We start from the raw sequence: 14,861 nt of genomic DNA on the forward strand, positions 1-14,861 counted from the left end.
AAGCTGGGTGAATCAGTATAATCATTGAAATAGACAGAATAGGTGAACAAATGGGTCACGCAGAGAGTAAATTCCAACCTGCAAACATCGCAGTACTAACCGTTTCAGATACTCGTACAGAAGAAAATGATACATCGGGTCGTTACCTAGCTGAGCATGCTCAAGAAGCAGGTCACAACGTGGTTGATAAGCAGATTGTTATTGATGATATGTACAAGATCCGTGCAATCGTTTCAAAGTGGATTGCAGACGAAACAGTACAAGCAATTATGATCACTGGTGGTACAGGGTTTACTTCTCGTGATAGCACTCCAGAAGCACTGAAGCCACTTTTCGACAAAGAAGTGGAAGGTTTTGGTGAGCTATTCCGTCAGGTTTCTTACGAAGAGATCGGCACATCTACGATTCAATCACGTGCGATTGCTGGTTTTGCAAACCACACTGTTATTTTTGCAATGCCAGGTTCGACGGGTGCTTGCCGTACAGGTTGGACAAAAATCATCAAGCAACAACTTGATGCTAGCCACCGCCCATGTAACTTCATGCCACACCTTTCTGTATAGGTAGGTGGTTATGAGTCAATTTACTCACATTAACGCTTCTGGCGAAGCAAACATGGTCGATGTATCGGCAAAAGCCGAGACTGTGCGTGAAGCACGTGCAGAAGCTTTCGTTCATATGGCTCCTGAAACGCTAGAGTTGATCATGTCAGGCAGTCACCATAAAGGTGATGTGTTTGCTACAGCTCGAATTGCTGGTATCCAAGCTGCGAAGAAGACTTGGGATCTGATTCCACTTTGTCATCCGTTACTATTGTCTAAGGTTGAGGTTCAACTAGAACCTATCGTTGAAGAGAATAAGGTACGCATCGAGTCAGTTTGTAAACTAGCGGGTAAAACGGGTGTTGAGATGGAAGCGCTGACAGCGGCTTCTGTCGCGGCTCTAACCATTTACGATATGTGTAAAGCGGTACAAAAAGATATGGTGATCGAGCAGGTACGTCTTTTAGAAAAAACGGGTGGCAAATCAGGCCACTTTAAGGCGGAATAATGATTACAGTACTTTTCTTTGCGCAAACACGTGAACTCGTTGGTGTCGATAGTGTAGAAGTAGACGCAAGTTTTACTACCATCGAAGCCATTCGTAGCCATCTTGTGAAGCAAGAAGGTAAGTGGGACATCGCTCTGGAAGAGGGCAAGCTGTTGGCTGCGTTGAATCAATCGATTGTTCCATTGACCACTGAAGTTAAAGATGGTGATGAAGTGGCATTCTTCCCGCCGGTAACGGGAGGCTAGAGATGGACTCACGAGTATTGGTGACAGCTGAGGACTTTTCAGTTGCTGACGAATACGACTTTCTGTCGCAAGGTACATCAGCGGGCGCAGTCGTTACTTTTGTCGGTAAAGTTCGTGATATGAACTTAGGGGATAACGTAATTGGCTTGTCCCTAGAACATTACCCAGGTATGACCGAAAAGTCGTTAAGCGAGATTTGTGATCAAGCGGAAACGCGTTGGCCTATTCAAAAAATGCGTGTTATTCACCGAGTAGGTGACCTTGATATTGGCGATCAGATTGTATACGTCGGTGTGTCTAGTGCTCACCGTGGTGCTGCATTTGAAGCGTGTGAATTTGTTATGGATTACCTAAAAACAAAGGCACCGTTTTGGAAGAAAGAGCGTACAACTGAAGCAACTCGTTGGGTAGAATCTCGAGATTCAGACGCGAAAGCAGCCGAGCGTTGGCAGAAATAAACGCCTATTTTGATGATATAAAACCGACTCTTTGAGTCGGTTTTTTTATACCTGAAGAACAAATAACCAAGTAATGTGTAGAGTTTTTGTGAATAAGTACGCATATAAAGTGATTAAAACAATTTGTTACACCAATATAATGCACTAAGCAGCCATTTGTTCTGTTTTTGATAGAGTGATAATCCTCACAATTAACGTAAGCAACTTAGGGGATATGTGATGCCCTATTAGATTTCATGTGGCAATAATGTTAATTTGTCAGGGTTGTTCTAGCATAAGATGCTAAAAATAAGTATCAAAACAGATATATCAACATTTACGGCTGACTTTTAATAATACATCGTATTTAAATAGCTATAAATTACGATTTTATTAGAGTTTATCGCTAATTCATTGAGTATTTCGGAGAATTATACGATTTTTTGCCAGTTCTTTATGGCAAATTACTTCAATGATTGATAGTGTGTGCCGCAATCTTTGTAAGGTTTTAGGTTTTTATGCTCAAAAATTGAGCTAAATAAATCTAAATCACTAACCGTTCAGTGAACCAAGCAAAGAAGTCATGGATGCAATACAAAAACTTGGAGTTTATGCATGTACAAGAATAAAATCACTCAGGCCCTTCTTCTAGGTGCTGGTCTGGCAGTGGCTGCCACTTCTACTACATCAATCGCTGCTGACGTTCCAGCGGGTACAAAATTGGCAAAAGTTCAGGAACTCGTTCGTGGTAACGGTACTGAAGTTGCAACAATCGACCCACACAAATCTCAAGGTGTACCAGAGTCTCACGTAATTCGTGATCTACTAGAAGGTCTAGTGAATCAAGATGCGGACGGTAACACTATTCCTGGCGTAGCGAAAAGCTGGGAAACATCTGACAACAAAACTTTCACTTTCCACCTACGCGACGACGCAAAATGGTCTAACGGCGACCCAGTAACTGCTGGCGACTTCGTATACAGCTTCCAGCGTGCGGTAGATCCAGCAACAGCATCACCATACTCTTGGTACATGGAGTACACGAAGATGGTGAACGCGAAAGACATCATTGCTGGTAAGAAAGATAAGAGCGAACTAGGCGTTAAAGCACTAGACGATAAGACTCTTGTTGTTGAGCTAGAAACAGCAGTGCCATACTTCGTAATGATGACTGGCCACACAACAATGAAGCCAGTCCACCAAGCAACAGTTGAGAAGTTTGGTGATCAATGGACTAAACCAGAAAACTTCGTAGGTAACGGCGCATTTAAAGTAAACAACTGGGTTGTGAACGAGCGTCTAGAAATGGTTCGTAACACAAACTACTGGGACAACGACAAAACTGTTCTAAACAAAGTTACTTTCCTACCGATCGAAAACCAAGTAGCGGAAATGAACCGTTTCCTATCTGGTGAGATCCACTTCACTTCAACGCTGCCAACTGAGCACTTCAAGCGTCTGAAGAAAGAACATGCAGATTCAGTATCTGTTGAAGGCAGTCTGTGTACTTACTACTACTCTTTCAACACTAAGAAAGAACCATTCAACGACGTACGTGTTCGTAAAGCGATCTCTTACGCTATCGACCGTGATATCGTATCGGGTGCTATCCTTGGTCAAGGCCAAAAACCAGCTTACTTCCTAACACCTGAAATTACAGCGAATTTCGATCCAGAAATGGCTGCATACGGTGAGCTATCTCAGAAAGAGCGTAACGCAGAAGCTGCACGTCTTCTTGAAGAAGCAGGCTACGGTAAGAGCAACCCTCTAGAATTTACTCTTCTATACAACACCAACGAAAACCACAAGAAGATTGCGGTAGCGCTTGGTTCTATGTGGAAGAAGACTCTAGGTCTTAAAGTAACTCTTGAGAACCAAGAGTGGAAAACATACCTAGATTCTAAAGATCAAGGTGACTTCGAAGTTGCACGTGCTGGTTGGTGTGGTGACTACAACGAAGCATCTTCATTCCTAACTCTAATGGTAAGTGCGAACACTACAGGTGGTCAGCACTGGGGCAACGCAGAATACGATGCTCTTATCGACAAAGCACTGAAATCTACTTCTGAAGAAGAGCGTAAAGCTATCTACCTAGAAGCAGAGAAGATGATGGCTGACGATATGCCAATCGCACCGATTTACCAATACGTGCGTTCACGTCTACTTTCTCCGCAAGTTGGTGGTTTCCCAGCTGAAAACGCGGAAGAGAAAATCTTCTCTAAAGACCTCTACATCAAAGCTCAGTAATCTGCGCTTCGATTCTAGAAAGTTAATATAAAAATATAACGATATAGGCACTACATGCGCAGGGCGCGCATGTAGGGTCTTTCTAATTTTAATTGTCACAGACTGAAAGAGTGAGTTTATGCTTAAATTCATTATGAAAAGGATATTTGAAGCGATCCCAACAATGTTGGTGTTGATCACTATATCTTTCTTTCTTATGCGTTTCGCACCGGGTAACCCGTTTTCAAGCGAGCGTCCATTACCGCCAGAAGTTATGGCGAACATCGAAGCTAAATACGGTTTAGATAAACCAGTATTTGAGCAATACACAACATACTTAACGAATATCCTACAAGGCGACTTCGGTCCTTCGTTTAAGTACCAAGATTACACAGTAAATGAGCTGATCGCAGTAGCACTACCTGTGTCTGCAAAGGTTGGTTTCGTTGCCTTTATCTTTACGCTGATAATGGGGGTATCGGTCGGAACCATTGCCGCCTTGAAGCACAATACCTGGATCGACTACACCATAATGTCGACCGCCATGCTCGGGGTTGTAATGCCATCCTTCGTACTGGCACCCGCTCTAATTTACCTATTCTCGCTCCACTGGAACATCTTCCCAGCAGGTGGCTGGCATGGTGGTACCTTTATTTACATCGTCCTACCTGTAATCGCAATGTCGCTTCTTTACGTTGCAACGTTTGCTCGTATTACCCGTGGTAGCATGATCGAAACTCTTAACAGTAACTTTATCCGTACCGCTCGTGCTAAGGGTCTAAGCTACCGTTACATCATTCTAAAACATGCACTTAAGCCTGCAATGTTGCCTGTTGTTTCGTACATGGGTCCAGCATTCGTAGGTATCATCACAGGTTCGGTGGTTGTTGAAACCATCTTCGGCCTACCAGGTATCGGTAAGCTGTTCGTGAACGCTGCGTTTAACCGTGACTACTCGTTAGTAATGGGTGTAACCATTTTGATTGGTTTCCTATTCATCTTATTCAACGCAATTGTTGATATTTTGCTAGCGGTTATTGACCCGAAAATTCGCTACTAACAGGGACGCATGGACATGTTGAAGAAAAAAGAAAATTTAGAAGCGATCGAAAAGTTTTCTGAGAACTTAGAAATTGAAGGTCGTAGTTTATGGCAGGATGCGCGTATTCGTTTTATGCGCAACAAAGCTGCAATGGTGAGCCTGTTTATTCTGACACTGATGGTATTGGCGGTTATCTTCCTACCAATGCTGGCTCAATACACTTATGACGATACTGACTGGTACGCAATGCACGTTGGTCCAAATGCTGACCACTGGTTTGGTACTGATAGCTTAGGTCGTGACCTTTACGTACGTACTCTTATCGGTGGCCGTATCTCACTTATGGTAGGTGTGATGGGTGCCTTCGTAGCGGTATTGATTGGTACGCTTTACGGTGCAGCTTCAGGCTTCATCGGTGGTCGTACTGACCGAGTGATGATGCGTATCCTTGAGATCTTGTACGCGGTTCCATTCATGTTCCTAGTTATCGTACTAGTAACGTTCTTTGGTCGTAATATTGTACTTATCTTCGTTGCGATCGGTGCGATTGCTTGGCTTGATATGGCGCGTATTGTACGTGGTCAAACGTTGAGCCTACGTAGTAAGGAGTTCATTGAAGCTGCTCACGTGTGTGGTGTAAGCAAATGGAAGATCATTACACGTCACATCGTTCCAAACGTATTGGGTATCGTAGCCGTTTACTCAACTCTACTTATCCCAAGTATGATCCTGACGGAATCATTCCTATCTTTCCTTGGTCTTGGTGTTCAAGAGCCTATGACAAGCTGGGGCGCATTGCTTCAAGAAGGTTCGCAGACAATGGAAGTTGCTATCTGGCAACTGGCATTCCCTGCAGCATTCATGGTAGTTACGCTGTTCTGCTTTAACTATGTAGGTGATGGCCTGCGCGACGCGCTTGATCCAAAAGACAGATAAAAACTAAATAGCAAATAAAAATATAAAAGCTATAAAAGATTAAGGAAGCAATGATGAGCTTATTAGATGTCAAAGACCTGCGCGTCGAATTTACCACTCAAGATGGTATCGTAACCGCAGTAAATGACTTGAACTTCTCACTTAACCAAGGCGAAACGCTGGGTATCGTAGGTGAGTCAGGTTCAGGTAAATCACAGACTGTATTTTCTATCATGGGACTGCTGGCGAAAAACGGCATCATCTCTGGTAGCGCAAAATTCGAAGGTAAAGAGATCCTTAACCTTCCAGAAAAAGAGCTGAACAAGGTTCGTGCTGAACAGATCGCGATGATCTTCCAAGATCCAATGACTTCGCTTAACCCTTACATGAAGGTGAGCGACCAGTTAATGGAAGTGCTAATGCTTCACAAAGGCATGGGCAAAGCAGAAGCATTCGAAGAATCTGTACGCATGCTTGAGGCTGTTAAGATTCCAGAAGCGCGCAAGCGTATCACCATGTACCCACACGAATTCTCTGGCGGTATGCGTCAGCGTGTGATGATCGCAATGGCACTACTTTGTCGCCCTAAGCTGCTTATCGCCGATGAGCCGACAACCGCATTGGATGTAACTATTCAAGCGCAGATCATGGAGCTGCTGAATGAACTTAAAGATGAGTTCAACACAGCAATCATCATGATTACCCACGACTTGGGTGTGGTAGCGGGTTCTTGTGACAAAGTACTTGTGATGTACGCAGGTCGTACAATGGAATACGGTACAGTAGATGAAATCTTCTACAACCCAAGCCACCCATATGCAGAAGGTCTGTTGAAAGCGATCCCTCGTCTTGATACTGAAGGTGAGATTCTTCCGACTATTCCAGGCAACCCGCCAAACTTACTTCGTCTACCGCCAGGCTGTCCGTACCAAGACCGTTGTCATCGCGTGATGGACCGTTGTAAGCAAGAAGCACCGATTCTGACACCATTCGGAAATGACCGTCAGCGTGCATGTTTTTCTGATTGGGAGGCTTGGAAAAAATGAGTGTAGATAAGCAGTTACTATTAGACATTAAAGATCTTAAGGTTCACTTTAGCATCGCGGCGAAGTCAGCATGGCCTTGGGCTAAGCCTTCTAACCTGAAAGCGGTTGACGGCGTTGACATCCACCTTTACGAAGGTGAAACGCTGGGCGTAGTAGGTGAGTCGGGTTGTGGTAAGTCAACATTCGCTCGCGCAATCATCGGTTTGGTGGAAGCAACAGACGGTGAAGTGATGTGGTTAGGTCAAGACCTAACGAAAATGGAAGAGATTCAACGTCGTGAAACTCGTAAAGAGATTCAGATGATTTTCCAAGATCCACTAGCATCACTTAACCCACGTATGTCGGTTGGTGACATCATTGCTGAGCCACTAGAGACTTTCTATCCAGAGCTTTCAAAGCAGGAAGTGAAAGATCGCGTTAAAGAGATGATGGCGAAAGTAGGTCTCCTACCAAACGTAATCAACCGTTACCCACACGAGTTCTCAGGTGGTCAGTGTCAACGTATCGGTATTGCACGTGCACTGATCTTGAAGCCTAAGATGATCATCTGTGACGAACCGGTTTCGGCGCTTGATGTATCTATCCAAGCTCAAGTAGTTAACCTTCTGAAAGAGCTACAAAAAGAGTTAGGTCTTTCGTTGGTATTTATCGCGCACGACTTGTCAGTGGTTAAGCACATCTCTGACCGTGTATTGGTAATGTACCTAGGTAATGCGGTTGAGCTAGGTGAATCGGATGCACTGTTCTCTGATCCTAAGCACCCATACACCAAGGCACTGATGTCTGCGGTTCCAATCCCGGATCCTCGTATTGAGCGCAGCAAGACAATTCAGATGTTGGAAGGTGATCTACCATCACCAATCAACCCACCATCAGGTTGTGTATTCCGTACTCGTTGCCCTCAGGCGACAGAGGCGTGTGCTGAGACAAAACCTAAGATTCAAGGTAACGACGTTCACGCGGTATCTTGTCTTCATGTTCAGGTTTAACAAAGCGTAATTCAGCCTGTGACAGGCTTAAGCGTGGCTGGTCAAACGGTCACGCTTTTTTTGTCTCTGGCGCTTATTCAAATAATTCGAACAACTAAGCCAACTTCTTCTAGTTTTGAAAAAGTTGGCTTTTTTTATACTAGTTGTGATTGGTATATATAAGTTTGAATATGAAGGGGTTCAAAATGGGTAAGTTAATTCAAGGCGAGTGGCACGACGTTTGGTACGATACGAAATCGAGCAATGGTAAATTCGTGCGAGAGGATGCCGGCTTTCGTAGTTGGGTAGAGAACCGTGCAGACGCACCGTTTCAACCTGAAAGCGGACGTTACCACCTGTATGTTTCGCTAGCTTGTCCTTGGGCTCATAGAACACTTATCTTTCGGGCGCTTAAAGGCCTAACTGAGCATATTGATGTTACTGTGGTGTGCCCAGATATGATGAGCGAAGGCTGGCAAATGGGGCTACCTGAACCGCTATTTGGCCATACCCGTCTACACCAAATCTATACACAAGCTAAGCCGGACTATACAGGTCGTGTTACGGTTCCTGTATTGTGGGATAAGAAAACCAACACCATTGTGAGCAACGAATCATCTGAGATCATTCGTATGTTCAACTCTGCATTTAACGATTTAACGGGAAATAGCGACGATTACTACCCACCAGCGCTGCGCCATACGATCGATGAGTGGAACGACTTCATCTATCCGAATATCAATAATGGTGTTTATCGTTGCGGCTTTGCAACCACTCAAGAGGCTTATGAAGAAGCGTATGAGGGATTATTTGGTGCTCTGGATAAAGTCGATGCACACCTAGCAAAAAGTCGTTACTTAGCTGGAGATACAATTACAGAAGCGGATTGGCGTTTGTTCACGACTCTGATTCGTTTTGATGCTGTGTATGTAGGGCACTTCAAGTGTAATAAAAAACGTATTGCCGATTACCCACATTTGAATGGTTATATGAAAGAGCTATACCAAGTGAAGGGTATTAAAGAGACGACGGATTTTTACCACATCAAACGTCACTATTACTACAGCCATACAGGCATCAACCCAACACAAGTGGTACCAAAAGGTCCTGAGCTGGACTTAGAGTCACCTCATGGGCGCGGTTAGAATCATTAATTAATTCGCTTTTCTTCAGGCATAAAAAAACCCTAGATAATCATCTAGGGTTTTTGCTTTCTGAAAAAGAGAATTAGTTAACTACTTTTTCTTCAGCTTGTGCAGCTTGGTCTGCTTGGATAGCCGTTAGAGCTACTGTGTAAACGATGTCGTCTACTAGAGCGCCACGAGACAAGTCATTTACTGGCTTGCGCATACCTTGAAGCATTGGACCGATAGATACTAGGTCAGCTGAACGCTGTACAGCTTTGTAAGTCGTGTTACCAGTGTTTAGGTCTGGGAATACGAATACTGTCGCTTTACCTGCTACTGGAGAGTTTGGCGCTTTAGAAGCAGCAACGTTTTCCATGATAGCCGCGTCGTACTGTAGAGGACCGTCGATCACTAGATCTGGACGCTTCTCTTGAGCAAGCTTGGTTGCTTCACGTACTTTATCTACGTCTGCACCCTTACCAGATTCACCAGTAGAGTAAGAGATCATAGCAACGCGTGGTTCGATACCAAATGCCGCTGCAGAGTCAGCAGATTGGATTGCGATTTCAGCAAGCTGTTCAGCTGTTGGATCTGGGTTGATCGCACAGTCACCGTAAACCAGTACTTGGTCAGGTAGCAGCATGAAGAATACAGAAGATACGATAGACGCATCAGGTGCAGTCTTGATGATTTGGAACGGAGGAACGATAGTGTTCGCTGTAGTGTGAACAGCACCAGAAACTAGGCCGTCAACTTCGTCGTTCTCAAGCATCATTGTGCCTAGGAATACAGAGTCTTGTAGCTTCTCACGAGCAACAACTTCAGTCATGCCTTTCGCGCCACGTAGTTCAACTAGGCGAGCCACGTAGTTTTCACGTACTTCGTCAGAGTTGATGATCTTAACGCCAGCACCTAGCTCAACGCCTTGCTGCGCTGCAACACGCTTGATCTCTTCTGGGTTACCTAGAAGTACACATTCCGCGATACCGCGCTCAGCACAGATAGCTGCAGCTTTCACTGTACGTGGTTCGTCACCTTCAGGAAGTACGATACGCTTAGCCGCTTTACGAGCGAATTCAGTTAGCTGGTAACGGAATGCTGGTGGGCTTAGACGACGAGACTTCTGAGTACCTTCAGTCATAGACTCGATCCAGTTGCCATCGATGTGACCCGCAACGTGTTCATTGATGAACTCGATACGCTCTTTATCGTCAGCTGGAACTTCTAGGCTGAAGCTCTGTAGGTTAAGAGACGTCTGCCAAGTGTTACCTTGAGCTTTGAAGATTGGTAAACCGCTTTCTAGAGCTGGCTTGATTAGCTCTTCGATTTCTGCAGGGATATCGTAGCCGCCAGTTAGAAGAACTGCACCGATCTCAACGCCGTTCATTGCTGCAAGTGCTGCTGCAACGATAACGTCAGGACGGTCAGCCGAAGTTACTAGTAGTGAACCTGGCTTGAAGTGCTCGATCATGTGAGGCAGTGAACGCGCACAGAACGTGATGCTCTTGATACGACGAGTGTTCAGTTCACCTTCGTTGATGATTTCAGCGTTTAGGTGAGAAGCCATGTCTGCAGCACGAGTAGCAATTAGCTCGATGCTCCAAGGCACACAACCTAGTACACGGATAGGAGAAGTATTGAAGATCTCCATTACTTTTAGTTCGCTTTGCTGAGCGCTGTCTGAATCGTCAAAGATTTCAGAAAGATCAGGGCGAGTACGACCCGCTTCATCAACTGGAGCGTTAAGCTTGTTGATGATAACACCAGAGATGTTTTTGTTCTTAGTGCCGCCGAAGTTAGAACATGCTACTTCGATGCGCTCTTTAAGTTGAGCTGGGTTGTCAGTACCCGGAGTTGCAACTAGTACAATCTCTGCACCTAGTGTTGCAGCGATTTCTGCGTTCACTTGGTTAGCGAATGGGTGTTTACGAGTTGGTACTAGACCTTCGATAAGTGTTACGTCAGCATCTTTGTTGATCTGGTTGTAACGCTCAACAACAGTTTCTAGTAACTCGTCCATGTTGTCGTTACCGATTAGGCTTTCAGCAACAGACATCGCTAGAGGTTGACCGATCTTAACATCGCTGCTTGTGCCAACGATAGTTGACGTTAGATCAGGTTGGTCACCACCAGAGCGTGGTTGAGAGATTGGTTTGTAGAAAGAAACCTTAACGCCTTTGCGCTCCATTGCGCGAAGAACACCCATACTTGCGCTAGTTAGACCAACACCAGCACTTGTAGGGATAAGCATAATAGTACGAGACATTCGTATGAGTACCTTTAGCTATTGGATTAAAAAAGCTCAACTTCATATTCCTATTGAAGGGTAGGAATAGGAATAGAAGCTGAGCCCCATTTTTGTATCAAAATACCGCTAGCCCAAGTGAGCTAGCGGTATAAATCTTGATTAAAGACCTGCTAGACGTGCAGTGTCTTCAGCGATTACTAGCTCTTCGTTAGTAGAGATAACCATCGCAGGGATGCGGCTGTCAGCAGTAGTGATAACACCTTCACCACCGAAGCGAGCTTTTAGGTTAGCTTCGCCGTCAACTTCGATACCGAAGATGCCTAGGCGGTTAAGTACTAGTTCACGGATTGGAGCGCCGTTCTCACCGATACCACCAGTGAATACGATAGCGTCTAGACGACCATCTAGAGTCGCAGTGTAACCAGCGATGTATTTCGCTAGACGGTGACACATTACGTCCATTGCGCGAGTTGCAGCTTCTTCTTTACCGTAGTTGTCTTCAACGAAACGACAGTCTGGAGAAACAGCAGTTAGACCAGCAAGACCAGACTCTTTAGTTAGCATGTTGTTGATTTCTTCAACAGAGTAACCTAGAGAATCGTGTAGGTGGAAGATGATCGCAGGGTCGATGTCACCACAACGTGTACCCATTACTAGACCTTCAAGAGGAGTAAGACCCATAGAAGTGTCTACAGATTTACCGTTCTTGATTGCACAAACAGATGCACCGTTACCTAGGTGACAGTTGATGATGTTTACTTCGTCAGCTGGCTTGCCTAGTTGCTCTGCTACTTCGCGAGCGATGAATAGGTGAGAAGTACCGTGCATGCCGTAACGACGGATGCCGTGCTCTTCGTACAGTTTGTACGGTAGAGCGTATAGGTAAGACTCTTGAGGCATTGTTTGGTGGAATGCAGTATCAAATACAGCAGACATTGGTAGGCCAGGGAATGACTTTTGAGCAGCCTTGATACCGATGATAGCAGCTGGGTTGTGAAGAGGTGCTAGAGCAGCACAGTCTTCGATACCTTTCAGTACATCGTCAGTGATTAGTGCAGACTGAGTGAACTTCTCGCCGCCGTGTACAACACGGTGACCAACTGCTGCTAGGTTTTCAGCAAGTTCTGGCTTAGAAGCAAGAATAGTTTCTACCATGAACGCTAGCGCTTCTTCGTGAGCTGCGCCATTACCTAGCTGAGCTTCGTGTTTGCCGTCAAGTTTCCACTTGATGCGAGCTTCAGGAAGGTGCAGACACTCTGCAAGACCTGTTAGGTGCTCGTCACCGTTTTCTGCGTCAACAACAGCGAATTTAAGAGAAGAACTACCGCAGTTTAAAACTAAAACTAGCTTAGACATGAATGACTACCTGTAAATTTGTCTGATAAAATCAGTTAAGGGTGAAAATCAATCACAAGAATAGACGAAGCACACAAGCTTGCGTACTAATCTTGGTCAAAAAAACATTAATTTCCGTATAAGTGAATGTCGCCTTTCGTCATAAAAGGGACAGGTGCAATCCTTGCAGAGGTCGTCACAAAGTTGCTTAAATTGTAAATAAGGGCAACAATGAGATTGAGGTCTGCAAATAATAGCGATATTGTGCAAATATAACAAAAAAATTTGAAAGAATATTATTTTTCGTCAATTTTTTGCGTTTTTAGTTGATGATTTCAACTTTTTTTTAACGGGAGACTCATATGAGCAATAGAGTTGGGTTAGCCAGTAGTTTAAAAGATGGCCAAAAGTACATGGATCTCTGGCCTGTCAGAAAAGAGTTAAATGCGATCTTTCCCGAGCAACGCATCATTAAGGCAACTCGCTTCGGCATTAAGGTTATGCCAGCGATCGCCGCGATCAGTATTTTAACACAGATGGTATTCAACAATTATCAAGCGATGCCACAAGCTGTGGTTATGGCACTATTCGCAATTAGCTTACCGTTGCAAGGTATGTGGTGGTTAGGCAATCGCTCCAACACTCAACTGCCACCAGCACTTGTGTCTTGGTATCGCGAATTGCATGAAAAGATTACTGAAACCGGCTTTGCGTTAGAGCCAATGAAGTCTCGCCCGCGCTATAAGGAGTTGGCGATTATCTTAAACCGAGCGTTTCGCCAGCTCGACAAATCATCGATGGAACGTTGGTTTTAACTTCGACATCGATCTGTCCAAGGCCCAGACAACAACCTAGTTGATCCGAGCGACGCTCATTAATACCATCAAACAATGCGCCCTGTGAGATCCCTTCGGGGCGTTTTTGATCTTAACAGTAAATCCCCTTCTTTTGTGCGCACCATCGCCTTTTTATTTTTCGATTTCAGACCTTTCACTCTAATTCTTGAAGCTAGCTCATAAATTCGACACTTGTTGCACTTTTGTTATTTTTGGCTTTCGTTGTTTATCTCTTACTGGTAATACTATCAGTAATGTAATAACACGCTGTTCTCTTTATGCAACAGTGGAAATATGGTTGTTAGGGTAAACGACGACATAACAGGGAGTGTCAATGAAAATAGGGTTGAATTGGTCGAGTGCCATGTTGTTGAGTGTGCTGGCACTAATCTATTCTAGTGCCTTGTTGGCAAGCAGTGCGAAAGTGTCGATTTCTCAGATTATTGACCATCCAGACTTAAATGCCGCGCATAGGGGGTTGATTGACGGCTTAGAAGCGCATGGCTATAAAAATGGAGAGAACCTAGAGCTGGTTTCACAAGTTGCAGATGGCATGCCTGCACAAGCGGCGAAAATTGCGCGAGAATTGGTGAGCAAGAATCCGCATGTATTGGTAGGGATTGCCACTCCGTCTTCGCAGGCGTTAGTTTCAGCAACGCGTACAATCCCTATCGTTTTCACAGCGGTAACAGATCCTGTTGGTGCGCGCTTGGTGAGACGTCTAGAGAAGCCTGGTCGCAATGTGACAGGGTTGTCTGACCTTTCTCCAATACATCAACATGTAGAGCTGATTAAGTCGATCATGTCTGACGTGGACTCTATTGGTGTTGTCTACAACCCTGGTGAGTCTAACGCCGTTGCTCTGATCTCGATTTTGAAAATCGCGGCGAAACAACACGGTTTAGCCTTGCATATCGAGCCTGTGTTTACTGCTGACGAAGTCGAAGAGAAAACCCGTATTGTGGCAGCTAAATCGGATGTCGTTTATGCGATGACGGACAATACTATCGCAAGTGCTATTGATAGCCTGATTCAAGCCGCCGACAGCCAAAACACTCCTGTTGTTGCGGGTACTACAGCATATGTTAAAAACGGCGCAGTCATTGGTGCAGGGCTAGACTATTATCAGATCGGCTTGGAAACAGCTGAGTATGTAACAGCGATACTAGAGGGTGAAAAACCGGGTAAGTTGAACGTCAAAACGCCCAGCCATTCAACGATCAAGATTAACCTAGACGCGCTTAAGAAGTTTCGTATCACACCACCAAGCTCGATTCTGGATCAAGCGACAATCATCCAGTAAGCAGCAGCCCTACAAAACATTAAGTAGTGAACTTTATTTGAACAATGTAGGGCTACAAAGCGTGATCCACTTTAATTGTTGAT

Annotated in this window: 14 protein-coding genes; 12 read left to right on the plus strand and 2 right to left on the minus strand. The window is 44.8% G+C overall.

Annotated features, from left to right (window positions below):
- Positions 1 to 50: 50 nt before the first annotated feature.
- The 10 genes from moaB (at position 51) to L1D60_RS13275 (ending at position 9,074) form a co-directional block, all read left to right on the plus strand.
- Positions 51 to 563, plus strand: coding sequence for a molybdenum cofactor biosynthesis protein B (gene moaB, locus L1D60_RS13230; protein WP_239841456.1), 513 nt, complete (start codon positions 51 to 53; stop codon positions 561 to 563).
- Between the two features lie 10 nt (positions 564 to 573).
- Positions 574 to 1,050: a cyclic pyranopterin monophosphate synthase MoaC gene (gene moaC / locus L1D60_RS13235; RefSeq protein ID WP_239841457.1), complete on the plus strand. Its 477-nt coding sequence runs from the start codon at positions 574 to 576 to the stop codon at positions 1,048 to 1,050.
- Complete coding sequence (gene moaD / locus L1D60_RS13240; protein ID WP_239841458.1) at positions 1,050 to 1,295, plus strand: molybdopterin synthase sulfur carrier subunit; 246 nt, start codon at positions 1,050 to 1,052, stop codon at positions 1,293 to 1,295. Before moaC ends, moaD begins: the two co-directional genes overlap by 1 nt.
- A 2-nt stretch (positions 1,296 to 1,297) precedes the next feature.
- Positions 1,298 to 1,753, plus strand: a complete 456-nt coding sequence (gene moaE / locus L1D60_RS13245) for a molybdopterin synthase catalytic subunit MoaE (protein WP_239841459.1) — start codon at positions 1,298 to 1,300, stop codon at positions 1,751 to 1,753.
- 594 nt (positions 1,754 to 2,347) lie between these two features.
- Positions 2,348 to 3,979: an ABC transporter substrate-binding protein gene (locus L1D60_RS13250; protein WP_032552007.1), complete on the plus strand. Its 1,632-nt coding sequence runs from the start codon at positions 2,348 to 2,350 to the stop codon at positions 3,977 to 3,979.
- Positions 3,980 to 4,097: 118 nt separating this feature from the next.
- A complete protein-coding gene (gene oppB / locus L1D60_RS13255) occupies positions 4,098 to 5,018 on the plus strand; it encodes an oligopeptide ABC transporter permease OppB (protein WP_239841460.1) in 921 nt (306 codons plus the stop codon).
- A gap of 15 nt (positions 5,019 to 5,033) precedes the next feature.
- On the plus strand, positions 5,034 to 5,936 hold the full coding sequence (gene oppC, locus L1D60_RS13260; RefSeq protein WP_032552009.1) for an oligopeptide ABC transporter permease OppC: 903 nt from the start codon (positions 5,034 to 5,036) through the stop codon (positions 5,934 to 5,936).
- Between the two features lie 53 nt (positions 5,937 to 5,989).
- Positions 5,990 to 6,961: an ABC transporter ATP-binding protein gene (locus tag L1D60_RS13265; protein ID WP_032552010.1), complete on the plus strand. Its 972-nt coding sequence runs from the start codon at positions 5,990 to 5,992 to the stop codon at positions 6,959 to 6,961.
- Positions 6,958 to 7,950, plus strand: coding sequence for a murein tripeptide/oligopeptide ABC transporter ATP binding protein OppF (gene oppF, locus L1D60_RS13270; protein ID WP_275665674.1), 993 nt, complete (start codon positions 6,958 to 6,960; stop codon positions 7,948 to 7,950). Before L1D60_RS13265 ends, oppF begins: the two co-directional genes overlap by 4 nt.
- A 185-nt stretch (positions 7,951 to 8,135) precedes the next feature.
- Positions 8,136 to 9,074: a glutathione S-transferase family protein gene (locus tag L1D60_RS13275; protein ID WP_239841461.1), complete on the plus strand. Its 939-nt coding sequence runs from the start codon at positions 8,136 to 8,138 to the stop codon at positions 9,072 to 9,074.
- A gap of 82 nt (positions 9,075 to 9,156) precedes the next feature.
- On the opposite strand, the gene pta is transcribed toward L1D60_RS13275, so the two are convergent.
- Positions 9,157 to 11,322, minus strand: coding sequence for a phosphate acetyltransferase (gene pta / locus L1D60_RS13280; RefSeq protein WP_239841462.1), 2,166 nt, complete (start codon positions 11,320 to 11,322; stop codon positions 9,157 to 9,159).
- A gap of 141 nt (positions 11,323 to 11,463) precedes the next feature.
- Positions 11,464 to 12,660, minus strand: a complete 1,197-nt coding sequence (locus L1D60_RS13285) for an acetate kinase (RefSeq protein ID WP_239841463.1) — start codon at positions 12,658 to 12,660, stop codon at positions 11,464 to 11,466.
- 341 nt (positions 12,661 to 13,001) lie between these two features.
- Between L1D60_RS13285 and yfbV the strand changes: the two genes are divergently transcribed.
- The gene (yfbV, locus tag L1D60_RS13290) at positions 13,002 to 13,454 is read left to right on the plus strand and encodes a terminus macrodomain insulation protein YfbV (RefSeq protein ID WP_032552015.1); all 453 of its coding nucleotides are present in this window, start codon (positions 13,002 to 13,004) and stop codon (positions 13,452 to 13,454) included.
- A gap of 355 nt (positions 13,455 to 13,809) precedes the next feature.
- Positions 13,810 to 14,778: an ABC transporter substrate-binding protein gene (locus tag L1D60_RS13295; RefSeq protein ID WP_239841464.1), complete on the plus strand. Its 969-nt coding sequence runs from the start codon at positions 13,810 to 13,812 to the stop codon at positions 14,776 to 14,778.
- The last annotated feature ends 83 nt before the right edge of the window (positions 14,779 to 14,861 follow it).

This window comes from Vibrio sp. Isolate30 (genome assembly GCF_022397975.1).
Lineage (GTDB): Bacteria > Pseudomonadota > Gammaproteobacteria > Enterobacterales > Vibrionaceae > Vibrio > Vibrio fortis.

Excerpts from the sequence above, each read along its gene's own strand:
- moaB (WP_239841456.1), top strand. The coding sequence starts at position 51 with ATGGGTCACGCAGAGAGTAAATTCCAACCTGCAAACATCGCAGTACTA.
- moaC (WP_239841457.1), top strand. The coding sequence starts at position 574 with ATGAGTCAATTTACTCACATTAACGCTTCTGGCGAAGCAAACATGGTC.
- moaD (WP_239841458.1), top strand. The coding sequence starts at position 1,050 with ATGATTACAGTACTTTTCTTTGCGCAAACACGTGAACTCGTTGGTGTC.
- moaE (WP_239841459.1), top strand. The coding sequence starts at position 1,298 with ATGGACTCACGAGTATTGGTGACAGCTGAGGACTTTTCAGTTGCTGAC.
- L1D60_RS13250 (WP_032552007.1), top strand. The coding sequence starts at position 2,348 with ATGTACAAGAATAAAATCACTCAGGCCCTTCTTCTAGGTGCTGGTCTG.
- oppB (WP_239841460.1), top strand. The coding sequence starts at position 4,098 with ATGCTTAAATTCATTATGAAAAGGATATTTGAAGCGATCCCAACAATG.
- oppC (WP_032552009.1), top strand. The coding sequence starts at position 5,034 with ATGTTGAAGAAAAAAGAAAATTTAGAAGCGATCGAAAAGTTTTCTGAG.
- L1D60_RS13265 (WP_032552010.1), top strand. The coding sequence starts at position 5,990 with ATGAGCTTATTAGATGTCAAAGACCTGCGCGTCGAATTTACCACTCAA.
- oppF (WP_275665674.1), top strand. The coding sequence starts at position 6,958 with ATGAGTGTAGATAAGCAGTTACTATTAGACATTAAAGATCTTAAGGTT.
- L1D60_RS13275 (WP_239841461.1), top strand. The coding sequence starts at position 8,136 with ATGGGTAAGTTAATTCAAGGCGAGTGGCACGACGTTTGGTACGATACG.
- pta (WP_239841462.1), bottom strand. The coding sequence starts at position 11,322 with ATGTCTCGTACTATTATGCTTATCCCTACAAGTGCTGGTGTTGGTCTA.
- L1D60_RS13285 (WP_239841463.1), bottom strand. The coding sequence starts at position 12,660 with ATGTCTAAGCTAGTTTTAGTTTTAAACTGCGGTAGTTCTTCTCTTAAA.
- yfbV (WP_032552015.1), top strand. The coding sequence starts at position 13,002 with ATGAGCAATAGAGTTGGGTTAGCCAGTAGTTTAAAAGATGGCCAAAAG.
- L1D60_RS13295 (WP_239841464.1), top strand. The coding sequence starts at position 13,810 with ATGAAAATAGGGTTGAATTGGTCGAGTGCCATGTTGTTGAGTGTGCTG.